The sequence below is a fragment of the Pseudomonas sp. EYE_354 genome, assembly GCF_023148575.1.
Lineage (GTDB): Bacteria > Pseudomonadota > Gammaproteobacteria > Pseudomonadales > Pseudomonadaceae > Aquipseudomonas.
On sequence record NZ_JAHXNQ010000007.1, the window covers coordinates 141,622 to 157,717 of the forward strand.

General features: G+C 61.2%; 11 protein-coding genes. 6 read left to right on the plus strand and 5 right to left on the minus strand.

Annotation, left to right across the window (positions count from 1 at the left end):
* Positions 1-144 precede the first annotated feature (144 nt).
* From KZX66_RS11930 to KZX66_RS11940, 3 genes are all read right to left on the minus strand, one after another.
* On the minus strand, positions 145-3,816 hold the full coding sequence (locus KZX66_RS11930; RefSeq protein WP_248079570.1) for a translocation/assembly module TamB domain-containing protein: 3,672 nt from the start codon (positions 3,814-3,816) through the stop codon (positions 145-147).
* Positions 3,816-5,543 carry an autotransporter assembly complex family protein gene (locus KZX66_RS11935; RefSeq protein ID WP_248079572.1) on the minus strand — a complete coding sequence of 576 codons (1,728 nt, stop codon included), beginning with the start codon at positions 5,541-5,543 and terminating at the stop codon, positions 3,816-3,818. Before KZX66_RS11935 ends, KZX66_RS11930 begins: the two co-directional genes overlap by 1 nt.
* A gap of 64 nt (positions 5,544-5,607) precedes the next feature.
* On the minus strand, positions 5,608-6,258 hold the full coding sequence (locus KZX66_RS11940) for a GNAT family N-acetyltransferase (RefSeq protein ID WP_248079574.1): 651 nt from the start codon (positions 6,256-6,258) through the stop codon (positions 5,608-5,610).
* Between the two features lie 169 nt (positions 6,259-6,427).
* On the opposite strand from KZX66_RS11940, the gene xthA reads away from it, so the two are divergent.
* Together xthA and KZX66_RS11950 are read left to right on the plus strand one after the other, a co-directional pair.
* On the plus strand, positions 6,428-7,240 hold the full coding sequence (gene xthA / locus KZX66_RS11945) for an exodeoxyribonuclease III (RefSeq protein ID WP_248079576.1): 813 nt from the start codon (positions 6,428-6,430) through the stop codon (positions 7,238-7,240).
* 96 nt (positions 7,241-7,336) lie between these two features.
* The gene (locus tag KZX66_RS11950; RefSeq protein WP_248079578.1) at positions 7,337-8,671 is read left to right on the plus strand and encodes a phosphate ABC transporter substrate-binding/OmpA family protein; all 1,335 of its coding nucleotides are present in this window, start codon (positions 7,337-7,339) and stop codon (positions 8,669-8,671) included.
* Positions 8,672-8,741: 70 nt separating this feature from the next.
* On the opposite strand, the gene KZX66_RS11955 is transcribed toward KZX66_RS11950, so the two are convergent.
* Positions 8,742-9,971 (minus strand): acyl-CoA dehydrogenase, encoded by a 1,230-nt coding sequence (locus KZX66_RS11955; protein WP_248079580.1) that lies wholly within the window; start codon positions 9,969-9,971, stop codon positions 8,742-8,744.
* Positions 9,972-10,137: 166 nt separating this feature from the next.
* Here KZX66_RS11955 and KZX66_RS11960 point away from each other — a divergent pair, with 166 nt between their 5' ends.
* The 3 genes from KZX66_RS11960 (at position 10,138) to KZX66_RS11970 (ending at position 12,547) form a co-directional block, all read left to right on the plus strand.
* Complete coding sequence (locus KZX66_RS11960; RefSeq protein WP_248079582.1) at positions 10,138-11,073, plus strand: LysR family transcriptional regulator; 936 nt, start codon at positions 10,138-10,140, stop codon at positions 11,071-11,073.
* Between the two features lie 162 nt (positions 11,074-11,235).
* On the plus strand, positions 11,236-11,628 hold the full coding sequence (locus KZX66_RS11965) for a MerR family DNA-binding transcriptional regulator (RefSeq protein WP_248079584.1): 393 nt from the start codon (positions 11,236-11,238) through the stop codon (positions 11,626-11,628).
* 16 nt (positions 11,629-11,644) lie between these two features.
* Entirely contained in the window at positions 11,645-12,547 is a 903-nt protein-coding gene (locus KZX66_RS11970; RefSeq protein ID WP_248079586.1) for a hydroxymethylglutaryl-CoA lyase, read from the plus strand.
* A 538-nt stretch (positions 12,548-13,085) separates the two neighbouring features.
* Here KZX66_RS11970 and KZX66_RS11975 read toward each other — a convergent pair.
* Positions 13,086-14,723 carry an AMP-binding protein gene (locus tag KZX66_RS11975; protein ID WP_248079588.1) on the minus strand — a complete coding sequence of 546 codons (1,638 nt, stop codon included), beginning with the start codon at positions 14,721-14,723 and terminating at the stop codon, positions 13,086-13,088.
* A 150-nt stretch (positions 14,724-14,873) separates the two neighbouring features.
* Here KZX66_RS11975 and KZX66_RS11980 point away from each other — a divergent pair, with 150 nt between their 5' ends.
* On the plus strand, positions 14,874-16,037 hold the full coding sequence (locus tag KZX66_RS11980) for an isovaleryl-CoA dehydrogenase (RefSeq protein ID WP_248079590.1): 1,164 nt from the start codon (positions 14,874-14,876) through the stop codon (positions 16,035-16,037).
* The last annotated feature ends 59 nt before the right edge of the window (positions 16,038-16,096 follow it).

Below are 16,096 nucleotides of genomic sequence, written 5' to 3' on the forward strand. Positions count from 1 at the left end.
AATGTATGACGAGATGTTACTGCCTAGGCAGCAAAAGTCAAATGGAATAATTAGCTTGCTTGGTATGTGTTCAGGAAGGGAACAGGAATGCCAACGACTGTGGGAGGGGCAAGCCCCTTCCCACATGTCTGCAACGAGCAGGGTTTAGAAGTCCCGCTTGTAGAAGATATCCAACGAGCTGGCCACGCCACTGGCCACTTCCAGGTACACCTTCTTGCTGAGCAGGTAGCGCAAGGCAATGGTGCTGGCCGGTTCGAACACCCCGACGCCGTAACGCAGGCTGAGTTTCTCGGTGATCTTGCCGCTGGCGACCACCGCCGTGGTGGTGCCGCTGCCCTGGGTGTCGAGTTCGAAATCCTGGATGCCCAGGTTCCTGGCGATGTCCGAGGTCACCCCGGCGCTGCCCATCAGGCCCAGACCCAGGGCGGCTTGGGCGAGCATGTTGTTGTCTTCGCCGGTGGTGCTCAGCGGACGCCCCAGCACCAGGTAGGACAACGCCTGCTCCTGGCTCATGGCCGGTTCCGAGAAGATTTGCGTGGTGGGCTGTTCGGCGCTGCCGCTGAGGCGAATACCGGCCACGACATCGTCGGTCTTGCGGATCGCCTCGATGTCCAGGTACGGCTGATCGAGGGGCCCGGCGAACAACAGGCGCGCACGGCGTACGTCGAGTCTCTGGCCGTAGGCACGGTAACGGCCATCGTTGAGCCACAGCTCGCCACGGGTGTCCATGTTGTCGCCGATGTGCACATGCCCCTGCACCTTGGCGGTCAGGCCAAAGCCCGAAAAATTGAGCTGGTCTTCACCCACCGCCACGTCGATATCCATGGCCATGGCCATCGGCGGTTTGCCCTCCTCGGTCTGGCTGCCGATGATGACCGTGTCATCCGACACCTTGACGGTCGACGGCGGCAGCTCGCGCACGGTGATATCACCCCGCGGGATCTGCACCTTGCCGGAGATCGCCAGCTTGTCGTCCTTCACGCCTATCTTCAGGTCGGGCGCCACTTCCAGCAGGGCGTAGGGCTCCACCGTCACCGGCAGTTGCGAACCCTGCAGGCTCAGGTCCACCACCAACGCCCGGCTCCAGTCGACGCGGCCTTTGAGGCTGCCCTGCCCGGCCTTGCCGCTGCGCCAGGCGCCGTTGAGCTGCACGCTTTCACCGGCGATCAACGCCTGCACGTTCAAGCCTTCGAGACTGATCGGCAGTTCTGGCCCGGAGACCTCACCACCGATCAAATTGACGCTGCCGTTGACCTGCGGTGCCAGCAGCCCACCGGAGATGCGCCCATTGCCGTTGAGCTTGCCATTGAGGGTTTCCACCATCGGCACAAACGGCCGCGCCACCGCGAGATCCAGGCCGGCGAGGCTGAACGTGCCGGTGATCGGCTTGTTCTTGGGCAGCGGGTTGATCTGCGCCTGGAGCAGCAGCTCACCGAGCTTGCCGCCGCGGAAGTTGAGCTGGGTATCGATGCGCTTGGGATTCAGCGTGGTTTCCAGCTTGAGCGTGTCGTAGGGAAAATCCAGCCATTGGTCCTTGTCCTTGACGCGCAAAGTGCCGCCGCTGGCATCCACCGAGACCACGCCCTTGGGGCCGCTGTCGGGCAGGTCCAGTTGCAGGTCGGCGTTGAGCCTGCCCTGCCAGGCAAAGTCTTTCGGCAAAAACGCCGCCAGGCTTTCGATGGGGAATTGCTTGAGGTGGTAACGCAGTTTGGGTTCGGGCATCAGCCGCTGGTCTTCACCGCAAAAGCTGGCCGGACCGGAGACCCAGCAGTGGGCGGCAAACGTCAGCTTGCCGTCAGCCATGCGCTCGATGTTCGCCGGGGCCTGCAGCTTCCAATCCTGGCCACCGGCCTGCACATCGCCACGGGCCAGGCGCCCGCGCCAGTTGCCCTTATCCAGGTTGCCATCCAACGCCAGCGCCAGTTTGAGCAAGGGCCCAACCAGATCCAACTGGACGTTTTGCTGCTTGATGTCGCCTTTGGCGCTGGCGGTCAACGTGCCCAGCTGGGTGTCGCCGCTTTGAATACCGCTGCCCTTGAGGTCCAGGGTCGCGCGCTGGGCGCTGTCCAACGTGGCGCCAAGGCTCAGGCTTTGCAGGCGGTTATCGGCAAATGCCAGTTGCTGGCCTTTGAGGTCGAGTTTGCCTTGGGGAGCCTTGAGGCTGCCGGCCACGTCGAGTCGGCCGTTGATCTGCCCGCGCAACTGCGGCCACAACTGCGCCAGGCGCGCCAGCTTGATATCGATCTGCCCGGCCAGGCGTTGTTGCAGGCTGCCGCTGCCGTTGATGCGGTTGTCGCCCAGGCGGATATCCAGGTTGGCCAACGTCCATTGCTCGCCCGCACCCTCGGCCTTGGCCGCCAGCACGGCGGTCTGGCCACGCAGGCGGCCCTTGAGGTCGAGGTCGGCGTTGAGCTTGAGTTGTTGATGCTTGAACTCGCCCTTGCTGCGCAGGGGGCCGGCCAGGGTACCCGGCAATTCGGCCACCCAATAAGCCGGGTTCAGCGCCGACAGGTCCAGCGCGGTATCCCAGGCGATGCCGTCGGCAAACTGCAGGTTCAGGTGGCCTTCGGCCTTGCCTTGACCGGCGGTCAGCTTCAATTCGGGCAGGAACACTTGCTTGAGGTCTCCGCTGAACGGCGTGATCACATTGAACTTGCCCGCCGGGCCGTCGAGGTCGGCCTTGAGATTGCCCAGGTAGTTGCCGTCTTTATAGGAAATTTCAGCGTTAAAGGTACGCAACGTGACCTGCGGTTCCTCAACCAGCGGATAAAGGCGATGCCATGGGAAATCGAGCCAATCGATCCTGGCGTCAGCGCTGAAGCCTTGCTGCCAATCCAGTTGGGCGCTGAGCTTGAGGCTCTGCTTATCCCCGGCCGTCAGGTCCAGCCCGGCGATCTGCGCGCCCTTGGCGTCGACCTTGCCTTGCAGCAGCAAATCCACCGGGCCTTTTTCGGCCGGCAACACCGCCTTGCCGAGCAACTGGTAACCGTTTTTCAAGTCACCTTTAGCGCTGAGGTCGAGTTGATTGAGTTGCAAGGTGTCAGGCAAGTCGGCGCTGGGTTTGAAGCCATCGGCACTGATATGCACGGTTGCCGGCAGGTTTTCCATCAGCGGTTGCAGCTCGCCGGTGAGCCTGGCGGGCAGGTAACCGCTGCTGTCGGCGTCAAGCTTGAGGGTCTTGAGCAGATCGCCCTCGACCTTCAGCGCCAGCGTCCACGGCGCCCCACCCGGCGCATACGGCAGGCTCAAGTTGCCGGTGGCGGTCAACGGCCAGTCGCCGGTGGGTTGCAGCAGGCCGGCCAGGTCCAGCACCAGGCCGTCCCGTTGCAGGTGCACCGAATCGATCCTCATGCCGGCGGCAGTCCAATGCGCCGCCAGTTGCAAGCCCTTGAGTTCTTCGCTGCCGTTGAACAGCAGGCTACCGACACGAATGTCACCCAACTCGATGGCAACCGGCAACCTCAGATCCGGCAGCGTAATGGGACCGCTGCTGTCTTCGGTGCTCGGTGGAAATTGCAGGCTGACCTGCTCCACATCCAACTGATTGATGCACAGGGTCATGCGCAGCAGGCAGCCCGGCGACCAATCAAACGTCGGCGCAGTGAGCTCCAGGCGGCTGTTGTCTTGCTGCCACAGCAGGTGATCGGCGCTCCACCGGCCACCCAAGTGGCCCTGGAAATTCTCCACGCTCAATCCCGGCACCCGCGCCAACGCCCAACGACTGCCCGCCTGAGTACCCAGTACCGCCCACAGCGCCAGCAGCACCACAACGAGGACAGCGCCAAGCGCCAGCCCCGTAATTTTCAAACCCCGCATCACAACTCAGGCCCCATGGAAAAGTGCAAACGAACGCCGCCCGGGTCTTCCAGGGCATGGGCCAGGTCGAGGCGGATCGGGCCGACCGGCGACACCCAGCGGATACCGACGCCCACGCCGGTTTTCAGGCTGGGCAGTTCCAGGCTGTTGAACGCGTTGCCCTGGTCGATAAAGGTCGCGATCCGCCATTTCTCGGCGATGGAGTACTGATACTCGGCGCTCAGTGCCACCATGTAGCGACCACCGATACGGTCACCGCGATCGTTCTCCGGCGACAAAGTCTGGTATTCATAGCCGCGCACGCGCTGATCGCCACCGGCAAAGAAGCGCAGCGACGGCGGCACCGACTTGTAGCCATTGGTGGCACTGCCACCGATCTGGGCCCGCGCCAGAAAACGATGGTTGTCCCACAGCGTAGTCAGGCCTTTGACCATGGCGGTGCCATACAGCAAGTTGGTGTCCGAACCCAGGCCCTCTTTGGCTACCTTGGTGTCGAATTGCAGGCGATAGCCGTTGTGGGGATCAATGCGGTTGTCGCTGCGCAGGTAGGAATAACTGACGCCCGGCATCACCAGGTTACTCAGGCCCGAGTCATTGCCCAGGCGATACTCTTCGCGCTGGTATTTGAGCGAGATCACCCGGGTCCAGCCGCTGGGCAACTTGCTGTGCCACTCCGGGCCAAGGGTGAGCAATTTACTCAAGGTGTCGGTGCCGGACAGTTCTTCGTTCTGGTAGCCACCGGCAAAACGCAGTTTGTCGGTGAGCGGTGGGTCCAGCGGAATGTCGTACCACAGCCCGACGTTCTGGCGCGGCGCCGACAGTTCGGCCTCCCAACCATAACTGTGGCCCTGGGGGTTCACCCAGTGGCGCGTCCAATTGGCCTTGCCGCGCGGGCCGACGTCGGTGGAAAAGCCCAGCCCGAGGCCCATGGTGCGCGGCTTGCGGGTTTCCAGACGCACGGCGACCGGGATTACGTCGTTGGCCGACGCAGCAGGCGCGGCGTCCACCCGCACCCCTTCAAAAAAGCCGCTGGCCTGCAGGTTCTGGTTGAGTTCGGCAATCAGCTCGGAATCGTAAGGGGCGCCGGCCTTGAACGGCACCATGCGTTGCAACAGCTCTTCGTCGAACGGTGTGTCGCCGGCAAAGTTGACCTTGCCCAGGGTATAGCGCGGGCCGCTGTCATAAATGAGTTCGATATCGGCGACGCCCGCCTGGGGGTCCACCGCGAGTGTCTGATGGGTAAAGCGCCCGCTGAAAAAGCCGTAGCGTGAAGCCTGGTTCTGGATCAGGCGCTTGGCGTCTTCGTAGTGGCCGTGGTTAAGCACGGCGCCCGAAACAAGGTCGTTGCTGGCGGGCACGCGAAAGGCTTTGAGGGTCGAGGCAGGGCCGTCGACCCGAATGGTCACGTTACGCAAATGCACCGGTTCGCCGGGGTCGATGGTGAGGATCAGGCGCGGGTTCTTGCCGCCCTTCACATCGCTGTCGATCCGAGGCTGATAGAAGCCCAAGGCCTGGGCCGCTTTACGCGCCTGCTCCTCGGCGCCGCGACTGAAGCGCAGCAATGCCTCTTCATCACGATCGCCGACCCCGCCGATATAGCCTTCGATGTTGGCTTTCAACGCGTCGTTTGAGGGTTTGATCCGCACGTCCAACTCGCTTTGCGCCAACGCGCCGCAGCTGGTGAACAGCAGAACCAAGCCGCTGGTAAATCTTCCTGGAAACTTCATAGGCGCGGATGCTACACGAGCAGGGGAGACTCTTTGAACTGAGAATTGTCTGAATAATTCTGTTCTAAACCGTTGCAGCCTGTAACGACTGCGGATTGGGGTGGAAAAACACGTGCTCCAGGATCGGTCCTACCGCAACTTCACCGATTTCCTCATAACCCTGGCGTTTATAGAAATCCAGGTAGCGTGAATTGCCCGTGTCCAGCACCACTCCGGAGGAATGCGGGTCTTCGGCACACCAGTTATGCACGGCCTCCAGCAACTGCTCACCGTAGTGTTGACCCTGGAATTGCGGATGAATACCCATCAGCGGCAACACATGCACCGAGTCGCTGGGCAGGCATGCCAGCACCGCGTGATGGTAATCCAGATAACGCCGCGTACCGCGCACGCCGGTGCTCAACCACATGCGCAATTGCCAGGCCCAGCTTTCGGTAATTCCCAGGCGTCGTTGCGGCGGTGCGATCAGCGCGATGCCGATCAACCGGTCATTCACGAACAGACCAATGGCGGGCAATTGCTGGAAAAAATGCTGCTTGACCAGTTCGCGTACCGTGGCGCGCACCCGTTGCTCATAGCCGGCGCGTTCGGCTTCGAAGATGTAGGCGAATGTGGGTTCATGCCGGTAGGCCTGGTACAGCAGGGAGCGGGCTTCGCGGGAATAGCCGCTGTTGAGCAGGCGGATGTCGGCGATGGCAGTTGCGGTGTCAGACATTGGATGAAGCTCCCTGGGCGCCACTTAAATGATGGCGTTCGTATGGGTACGAACCTACGCAGCACGAGTCGTTCCCAGACATTAGCAGTGCAACTGTCCTACCGCCACGCTGGCCCCCGTCTGACTTGTCGGCTAGCATCGCCCTTTTGCCAGGACTGGACTGCCGACCATGAAAATCGTCTCCTTCAATATCAACGGGCTGCGCGCTCGCCCTCATCAGCTGGCGGCGCTGATAGAAAAGCATCAACCCGACGTGATCGGTTTGCAGGAAACCAAAGTCCACGACGACCAGTTCCCCCTGGCGGACGTGCAAGCCCTTGGCTACCACGTCTATTACCACGGCCAAAAAAGCCACTACGGCGTGGCCGTGCTCTCGCGCAAAGAAGCGCTGAGTGTGCACAAAGGCTTTGCTACCGATGAAGAAGAGGCCCAGCGCCGCTTTATCTGGGGCACGTTTGCCGACGAACACGGCAACCCGATCACCATCATGAACGGCTATTTCCCTCAGGGTGAAAGCCGCGACCACCCCACCAAGTTCCCGGCCAAAAAACGCTTTTATGAGGACTTGCAGCACCTGCTCGAAGGCCAGTTCAGCAATGAGCAGGCGCTGGTGGTCATGGGCGATGTGAATATTTCGCCGCAGGACTGCGACATCGGCATCGGCCCCGACAATGCCAAGCGCTGGCTCAAAACCGGCAAGTGCAGTTTCCTGCCGGAAGAGCGCGAGTGGATGGCACGCCTGAAGAACTGGGGCCTGGTGGACAGCTTTCGCCACCTCAACCCGGACGTCACCGACCGCTTCAGTTGGTTCGATTACCGCAGCCGTGGTTTTGAAGATGAGCCCAAGCGTGGGCTGCGCATTGACGTGATCATGGCCTCCAACGGCTTGCTGCCGCGCGTGAAGGATGCCGGGGTGGATTACGATCTGCGTGGGCTGGAAAAGCCTTCGGACCATGCGCCGATCTGGCTTGAACTGAGCTGAGACCTGAGGGGAGCCGGGCATTCGGCTCCCGTCATATTTATGCAACCTGACTGACTTAATCTCGCGGCACTCCCTTTGGCTTGAGAAGGTGCCGGCATGACGCTGCGCGTTCTATTCCTGTTGTGCTGTGTGTTTTCCCTCCCAGTTGTGGCCACTCCCCTGCCCGTTCCCGATCAAGGCCCTGCGTTGCGCATCCAGGGCTCGAATACCATTGGTGCGGCCCTGAGTCCGGCGCTGGTCAAGGGGTTGATGGAACAACAGGGGTTGCACGGCGTACACAGCGAACCCGGCGAAAGCGCCAACGAACAGCGGGTGCTCGGCAGGACGCGCCAAGGCCAGACAATCCGCGTCGACATCGCCGCCCATGGCTCGAGCACCGGCTTCAGCGCCCTGAAAAATGCCACCGCCGACCTCGCCGCCTCTTCACGCCCGATCAAGGACAGCGAACTGGTGGACCTGGAGCCGTTGGGCGACCTGAAAAGCCCCGGCGCCGAACAGGTGATCGCCATCGACGGACTGGCCATCATCCTCAACCCGCAAAACCCCCTCACGACGCTGAACACTGAGCAACTGGCGCAGATCTTCAATGGCGACATCAGCACCTGGGAGGCCGTGGGCGGGGTGGGCGGGGCTATTCAGGTGTACGCGCGCGATGACAAATCCGGCACCTACGACACCTTTAAAGAGCTGGTGCTGCGCCTGCGTGGCAAGCCGCTCGTCACGTCGGCCAAGCGCTTTGAATCCAGCGAACAGTTGTCCGACGCGGTGAGCCGGGATCCGCAAGGCATCGGTTTTATCGGCCTGCCTTACGTGCGCCAGGCCAAGGCTGTGGCGATTGTGGATGGCGACTCGCACCCAATGCTGGCGCTCAATAGCCTGATTGCCACCGAGGATTACCCTCTGTCACGCCGCCTGTTCTTTTACCTGCCGCCTTCTAACCGCAACCCTTGGGCCAAGGCGCTGGTGGACTTCAGCCAGAGCAGCAAAGGCCAGTCGATCGTCGCCGCCAACGGCTTTATCGCCCAGCAGGTGCAGGCGATGGCTGTGGAACCGCGCGACTCGATGCCGGAGGACTATCAAGCCATCGTTCGTGATGCCCAGCGGCTGACGGTGAATTTTCGTTTCGAAGAAGGCAGTGCCAGCCTGGACAACAAGGCCCGCCAGGATCTGCAGCGGGTGGTGGCGTACCTCAAGGCTCACGACAAACTCGACAAACAGGTGACGCTGGTGGGGTTCGGCGATGCCAAGAACGACCCGCAGCGGGCCGCGCTGCTGTCGAAACTGCGAGCGATGGCGGTGCGTCGGGAGCTGGTCAAGAACGGCGTCGTGCTGCGCGACATTCGCGGGTTTGGTGCGCAGATGCCAGTGGCGGCGAATACGGCGGACGAAGGACGGATCAAGAATCGGCGCGTGGAAGTATGGGTGTACTGAAAAGATGTGGCTGAGCTGGGGTTGTTGTGGGAGCAAGCCCGCTCGCCATAACAACCCCAGTTCACTGCACTTACTGCCCGCTGCGCATCAGCTCTTTAGGCACGTATTTGCCGATCTCGAACTTGCCGATGGCGGCACGGTGCACTTCGTCCGGGCCATCGGCCAGGCGCAGGGTGCGTTGCATGGCGTACATGTAGGCCAGTGGGAAGTCATTGGAAACGCCGGCGCCACCATGGATCTGGATCGCGCGGTCGATCACCTTCAAGGCCACGTTGGGCGCCACGACTTTTATCTGGGCGATTTCACTTTTCGCCACTTTATTACCCACGGTGTCCATCATGTACGCCGCCTTTAATGTCAGCAGGCGCGCCATGTCGATTTCCATGCGTGAGTCTGCGATCTTGTCGATATTGCCGCCCAAACGCGCCAGGGGCTTACCGAATGCGGTGCGGCTGACCGAACGTTTGCACATCAGCTCCAGCGCACGCTCGGCCATACCGATGGAGCGCATGCAATGGTGGATACGGCCCGGGCCAAGGCGGCCCTGGGCGATTTCAAAACCTCGGCCCTCGCCAAGCAGCACATTCTCATAGGGCACGCGCACGTTGTCGAACAGCACTTCGGCGTGGCCGTGGGGCGCGTCGTCGTAGCCGAACACCGGCAGCGGCCGCACGATCTTCACACCGGGGGTGTCCACCGGCACCAGAATCATCGAGTGCTGCTGGTGACGCGGCGCGTCGGGGTTGCTCAGGCCCATAAAGATCAGAATCTTGCAGCGCGGGTCGCACGCGCCGGAGGTCCACCACTTCTTGCCGTTGATCACCCATTCGTCGCCCTGACGTTCGGCGCGGACGGCCATGTTGGTGGCATCGGACGAAGCGACATCGGGCTCGGTCATGGCAAAGGCCGAGCGGATCTCACCGCGCAACAGCGGTTCGAGCCAGCGTTGCTTCTGCTCTTCGTTGGCGTAGCGCACCAGCACTTCCATATTGCCGGTGTCGGGGGCGGAGCAGTTGAACGGCTCCGGGCCCAGCAGCGAGCGGCCCATGATTTCGGCCAGGGGTGCGTACTCAAGGTTAGTCAGGCCGGCGCCCAGTTGGGACTCGGGCAGGAACAGGTTCCACAGGCCTTCGGCTTTGGCGCGGGCCTTCAGTTCTTCCATGATTGCGGTGGGCTGCCAGCGGTCACCTTCACTGACCTGGCGTTCGAACACCGGTTCGGCCGGGTAAACGTATGCATCCATAAACGCGGTGACGCGTTCGCGCAGTTCCTGAACCTTGGGCGAATAGGCGAAATCCATGAGCAGCTCCCTTCTTTGAGAGGTTGTTTAGGTCATGCAATCGATGCTAGAACAGCGCTCATAATTTACCTAGCCTATTCTCGGCGTGTATTAACATTCATCACCGATATATGATCGACGCCCCAGCACCTGACAAATCGCCACCTGACAATAAGAGCGCAACCCAATGAATCTGAGCAAGGTCGACCTCAACCTGTTTATCGTCTTCGACGCGATCTACACCGAAGCCAACCTGACCCGCGCCGGGCAGATCGTCGGCATCACTCAGCCGGCGGTGTCCAACGCCCTGGCGCGCCTGCGGGAAACCTTCAACGACCCGCTGTTCGTGCGTACCGCCCAGGGCATGGTGCCCACGCCCATGGCGCAGAACATCATCGGCCCGGTGCGCAACGCGTTGTCACTGCTGCGGGTGTCGGTGCAGGAAAGCCGCATCTTCAACCCCCAGCAGGCGGCGAAGACCTATCGCATCAGCATGACCGACCTCACCGAAGCAGTGATTTTGCCGCCGTTGTTCCAGCGCCTGCGTCGCCTGGCACCGACGGTGGTGATCGAGAGCTTCCTGTCCAAACGCCGCGAAACCACCAAGGAGCTGGCAGCCGGGCGCCTGGACTTTGCCGTGGATGCGCCGCTCAACACCGACCCGCAGGTGCGCCACGTCAAGCTGATGGAAGACCGCTACGTGTGCGCCATGCGCAAGGGCCATCCACTGGCGGGCAAGGACAAACTGAGCCTGGACGATTACCTGGGGCTGACCCATATCCATATCTCCAGCCGCCGCAACGGCCTGGGCCACGTCGACCTGGCCCTGGGCAAGATGGGCCTGCAGCGCAAGATCGCCCTGCGCTCCCAGCACTACCTGATGGCCTCGCAAGTGCTGCAGCAGACCGACATGGTGATGACCGTGCCCGAGCGCTTTGCACGGCGCCATGAACTGCACTGGGTCAACCTGCCGGTCAACGATGTACCGCCGGTGGAAACCCACCTCTACTGGCACGAAAGCACCGACCAGGACCCGGCCAACCGCTGGATGCGCGAGCAGATGATCGAGTTGTGCCAGCAGGTGACGGCCCACGAAAAGAAACTGGATGGCAAGCAGGCTTGACCTGCGGGGAACAGGCCTGCCCGCTCATGCGCAGCCTCGCCCTGTGGTGGGCAGGCTTGTCCTGCGCCGGGCTGCGCAGCAGCCCCCTGACAACCCACACAGCTTGACGTTAACGTCAACCACCCACTAGCCTAGCGTCCAAGCCCCCCCTTGAGCGCCGCCATGAGCATCACCTACAGCATCTCCGACCTCGCCCGCGAGCTCGACATCACCACCCGCGCTATTCGTTTCTACGAAGAGCAAGGCCTGCTGGCCCCGGAACGCCGGGGCCAGGAGCGCATCTATTCGGCACGGGACAAGGTCAGCCTCAAGCTGATCCTGCGCGGCAAGCGCATCGGGTTTTCCCTGGCCGAGTGCCGCGAGTTGATCGAACTGTATGACCCCACCAGCGGCAATCACGTGCAGCTCAACAGCATGCTGGCGAAGATCGCCGAGCGGCGTGAACAGCTCGAACAGCAACTGCTGGATATCGAACAGATGAAACTGGAACTGGACACCGCCGAAGAGCGCTGCACCCAGGCCCTTGCGCACACCATGAGCCAGGCCGGCCATTAATCAGAAGGTAACTGCCATGTCCCTGCCCTCACACGTTCGCCTGGTGGAAGTCGGCCCGCGCGACGGTTTGCAGAACGAAGCCCAGCCCATCAGCGTGGCCCACAAGGTGCAACTGGTGGACGCCCTCAGCGCCGCCGGTTTGAGCTATATCGAAGTCGGCAGTTTTGTCTCGCCCAAGTGGGTGCCGCAGATGGCCGGTTCGGCCGAAGTGTTTGCGCAGATCCAGCGCAAGCCTGGCGTGACCTACGGTGCGCTGGCACCCAACCTGCGCGGCTTTGAGGATGCGTTGGCGGCTGGCGTGAAGGAGGTTGCGGTGTTTGCAGCGGCGTCCGAAGCGTTTTCCCAGCGCAATATCAACTGCTCGATCAGCGAAAGCCTGGCGCGATTTGTGCCGATCATGAGCGCAGCCAAAGCACACGGGGTGAGCGTGCGCGGTTACGTGTCGTGTGTGCTGGGTTGCCCGTACGAAGGTAACGTCGCTGCGGAACAGGTGGCGGTTGTCGCACGGGAACTGTACGCCATGGGCTGTTATGAAGTGTCCCTGGGCGACACCATCGGCACCGGCACCGCAGGCGCGACACGGCGGTTGTTTGAGGTGGTGAGCGCGCAAGTGCCTCGGGACAAGCTGGCCGGGCACTTCCATGACACCTATGGCCAGGCGATTGCCAATGTCTACGCGAGCCTGCTCGAAGGCATCAACGTGTTCGACAGCTCTATCGCGGGCCTCGGCGGCTGCCCTTACGCCAAGGGCGCCAGCGGTAACGTCGCCACCGAAGACGTGGTTTACCTGCTCAACGGGCTGGGAATCGACACCGGTATCGACCTGGAGGCATTGATCATGGCAGGCCGGCAAATCAGCAGCTTGCTGGGTCGGCCCAGTGGTTCACGCGTGGCGAAGGCGCGTAACACCGTTGAGTAGCGTAGCTGTGACAATGTGTTACCGCGCCCCTGCACAACGGGTAACGCGGGAACATATTTCCGCGTATTTCCCGCACGGCGCTTAACGCATAAAAATTAACTAATTGATTTTAAAGCACTTTTAAAAGTTGGCACGGCTTCTGCTATCTCTATGGCATAACAAGAATAAAAAGCGCCAAACCTAATAAAAATAAGACGAAACGACTCTGACATAACAAAAACAACACGGCAGAGACGCAGCTAACAGATTTTTTTGGAGAAGATGTGCTTTGCAGGGTACGGCTTGCCGAAACCCGCAACCGGTTAGAGAAAAATAAAACTACCTCAGGTAGCTACCCACTGGTTGGATCGCGTACGACGAAGCAGATCAGCGCTCAAAAAAATACGTTTGCTCTTGACCCCGCATGGGGGTCGCCAAAAACAGCGGTAAAGGGTCACGGCTGCCAAAAACAACAATAGGCCGCCCCTCAATAATAAAAAAAGAGCACGCGACGACAAATTAAAGGGGACCTCCGGGTCCCCTTTGTGCTTTCCGGGGTTTATCCCTGCCCTCCCCCCAGTTCTTCGACCGATATCTCGCGCATGCGAAATTTCTGGATCTTGCCCGTTACCGTCATCGGGAACTCATCCACGAACTTGAAATACCGGGGCGTCTTGAAATGGGCGATACGCCCCTTGCACCAGGTTTGCAGTTCCAGCTCATTGCTCGTCTGGCCGGGATGGCATTTGATCCACGCGACGATTTCTTCGCCGTAACGCTCATCGGGAATGCCGATAACCTGCACGTCGGCCACCGCCGGGTGAGTGAAAAAGAACTCTTCCAATTCCCGTGGGTACACGTTTTCGCCGCCCCGGATGATCATGTCCTTGTTGCGCCCGGCGATGCAGACGTAACCCTGTTCATCCATGGTTGCCAGGTCGCCGGTGTGCATCCAGCCAGCCTCGTCGATGGCTTCGCGGGTGCCTTCGGGGTTGTTCCAGTAGCCGAGCATCACGCTGTAGCCACGGGTGCACAGTTCGCCGATCTGGCCACGGGCTACGGTGTTACCCGCCTCGTCGATGATCTTGTTTTCCAATTGCGGCTGGGTGCGGCCGACGGTGGTGACGCGACGCTCCAGGTCGTCGGTGGCGCCGGTCTGCAACGACACTGGGCTGGTTTCGGTCATGCCGTAGGCGATCTGCACTTCATTCATGTGCAGTTCACTTATGACCCGGCGCATCACTTCGATAGGGCACGTCGCGCCGGCCATGATGCCGGTGCGCAGGCTGGACAGGTCGAATTCAGGGCGTCGCGGGTGATCGAGCAAGGCGATGAACATGGTGGGCACGCCGTACAGGCCGGTGGCGCGCTCTTCGGCGACGGCGGCGAGGGTCAACAGCGGGTCGAAGCCGTCATTGGGGTAGATCATGGTGGTGCCGTGGGTGATACAGCCCAGGTTGCCCATCACCATGGCGAAGCAGTGATACAGCGGCACCGGGATCACCAGGCGATCCTGCGCAGTCAGGCCCAGGCTTTCGCCGACCATATACCCGTTGTTGAGAATGTTGTGATGACTGAGGGTCGCTCCCTTGGGGAAGCCGGTGGTGCCGGAGGTGTACTGGATGTTCACGGGTTGGTCGAAGTGCAGGCTGGCCTGGCGGCTGTAGAGCTGTTCCGGCGCAATGCCTGCGCCAAGCGCCGCCAGCTGCGACCAAGGCATAAAGCCCGGCGGCGGGCTGGGATCGAGGCTGATCAGGCCGCGCACGTCAGGCTGCAACGCTTGCAACATGGCGTGGTAATCGGAGGTCTTGAACGACCCGGCGCACACCAGCCATTGGCAGCCGGACTGCTTGAGCACGTACTCCAGTTCACTGCTGCGATACGCCGGGTTGATGTTGACCAGAATCACGCCGAGTTTGGCGCTGGCGATTTGGCTGATGCACCATTCGGCACAATTGGGCGCCCAGATGCCCAGGCGATCACCCGCCTGCATTCCCAGAGCCAGGAACGCACGGGCGTGCAGTTCAACCGTCTCGGCCAGTTGCCGCCACGTGTAGCGACGCTGCTGATGGCGCACGACAAGGGCCTCGCCATCGGGGTACAGCGCAACGGTGCGATCGAAGGCCTGGCCAATGGTCATGGCCAGTAGAGGCTTATTCTGGGAGCCACAGCTATAGCTCTGATTCGGTTGATCCATAACGACCCCTGTTGTCTTTTTTGTAGGTTGACGTAAACGTAAACTACGATTGACAGCGCCGTAACGCAAGCTTACGTTAACGTAAAGGTGAGCGCCCTTCCCTGGCACCTCGCCCACACAACAACAACGCTGACATTAAGGTGCCTGTCCATGAGTTACCCGTCCCTGAACTTCGCCCTCGGCGAAACCATCGACATGCTGCGCGACCAGGTGCAGTCCTTCGTGGCCAAGGAAGTCGCGCCCCGCGCGGCTCAGATCGACAGTGACAATCTGTTTCCCGCCGACCTGTGGCGCAAATTCGGCGATATGGGCCTCTTGGGCATCACCGTGGCAGAAGAATACGGCGGCGCCGGCCTGGGTTACTTAGCCCACGTGGTGACGATGGAAGAGATCAGTCGCGGTTCGGCCTCGGTCGCCTTGTCCTACGGCGCCCACTCCAACCTGTGCGTGAACCAGATCAATCGCAACGGCAACCACGAACAGAAGCTCAAATACCTGCCCCAACTGATCAGCGGCGAACACGTCGGCGCCCTGGCCATGAGCGAACCGAACGCCGGCTCCGATGTGGTCTCGATGAAATTGCGCGCCGACAAACGTGGCGACCGCTATGTGCTCAACGGCAGCAAGACCTGGATCACCAACGGTCCCGACGCCAACACCTACGTGATCTACGCCAAGACCGACCTGGAAAAGGGCCCCCATGGCATCACCGCGTTCATCGTCGAGCGCGACTGGAAAGGTTTCAGCCGCAGCAAAAAATTCGACAAGCTGGGCATGCGCGGTTCCAACACCTGCGAGCTGTTTTTCGATGACGTGGAGGTGCCCGAAGAAAACATCCTTGGCGTACTCAATGGCGGTGTGAAAGTCCTCATGAGCGGCCTCGACTACGAACGCGTGGTGCTCTCCGGCGGCCCTACCGGGATCATGCAGGCCTGCATGGACCTGATCGTGCCGTATATCCACGACCGCAAGCAGTTCGGCCAGAGCATCGGCGAATTCCAACTGATCCAGGGCAAGGTGGCCGACATGTACACCCAGCTCAACGCCAGCCGTGCCTACCTGTACGCGGTGGCCCAGGCCTGCGAGCGCGGCGAAACCACGCGCAAGGACGCTGCCGGGGTGATCCTCTACAGCGCCGAGCGCGCCACGCAAATGGCCCTCGACGCCATCCAGATTCTGGGCGGCAATGGCTACATCAACGAATTCCCCGCCGGGCGCCTGCTACGCGACGCCAAGCTGTATGAAATCGGCGCCGGCACCAGTGAAATCCGGCGGATGCTGATCGGCCGCGAACTGTTCAATGAAACGAAATGAATTTCGCAGCTGCCAGTGATCAGCTGCACGCTGCAAGTCGGGGCGACGCGCTCACTTGC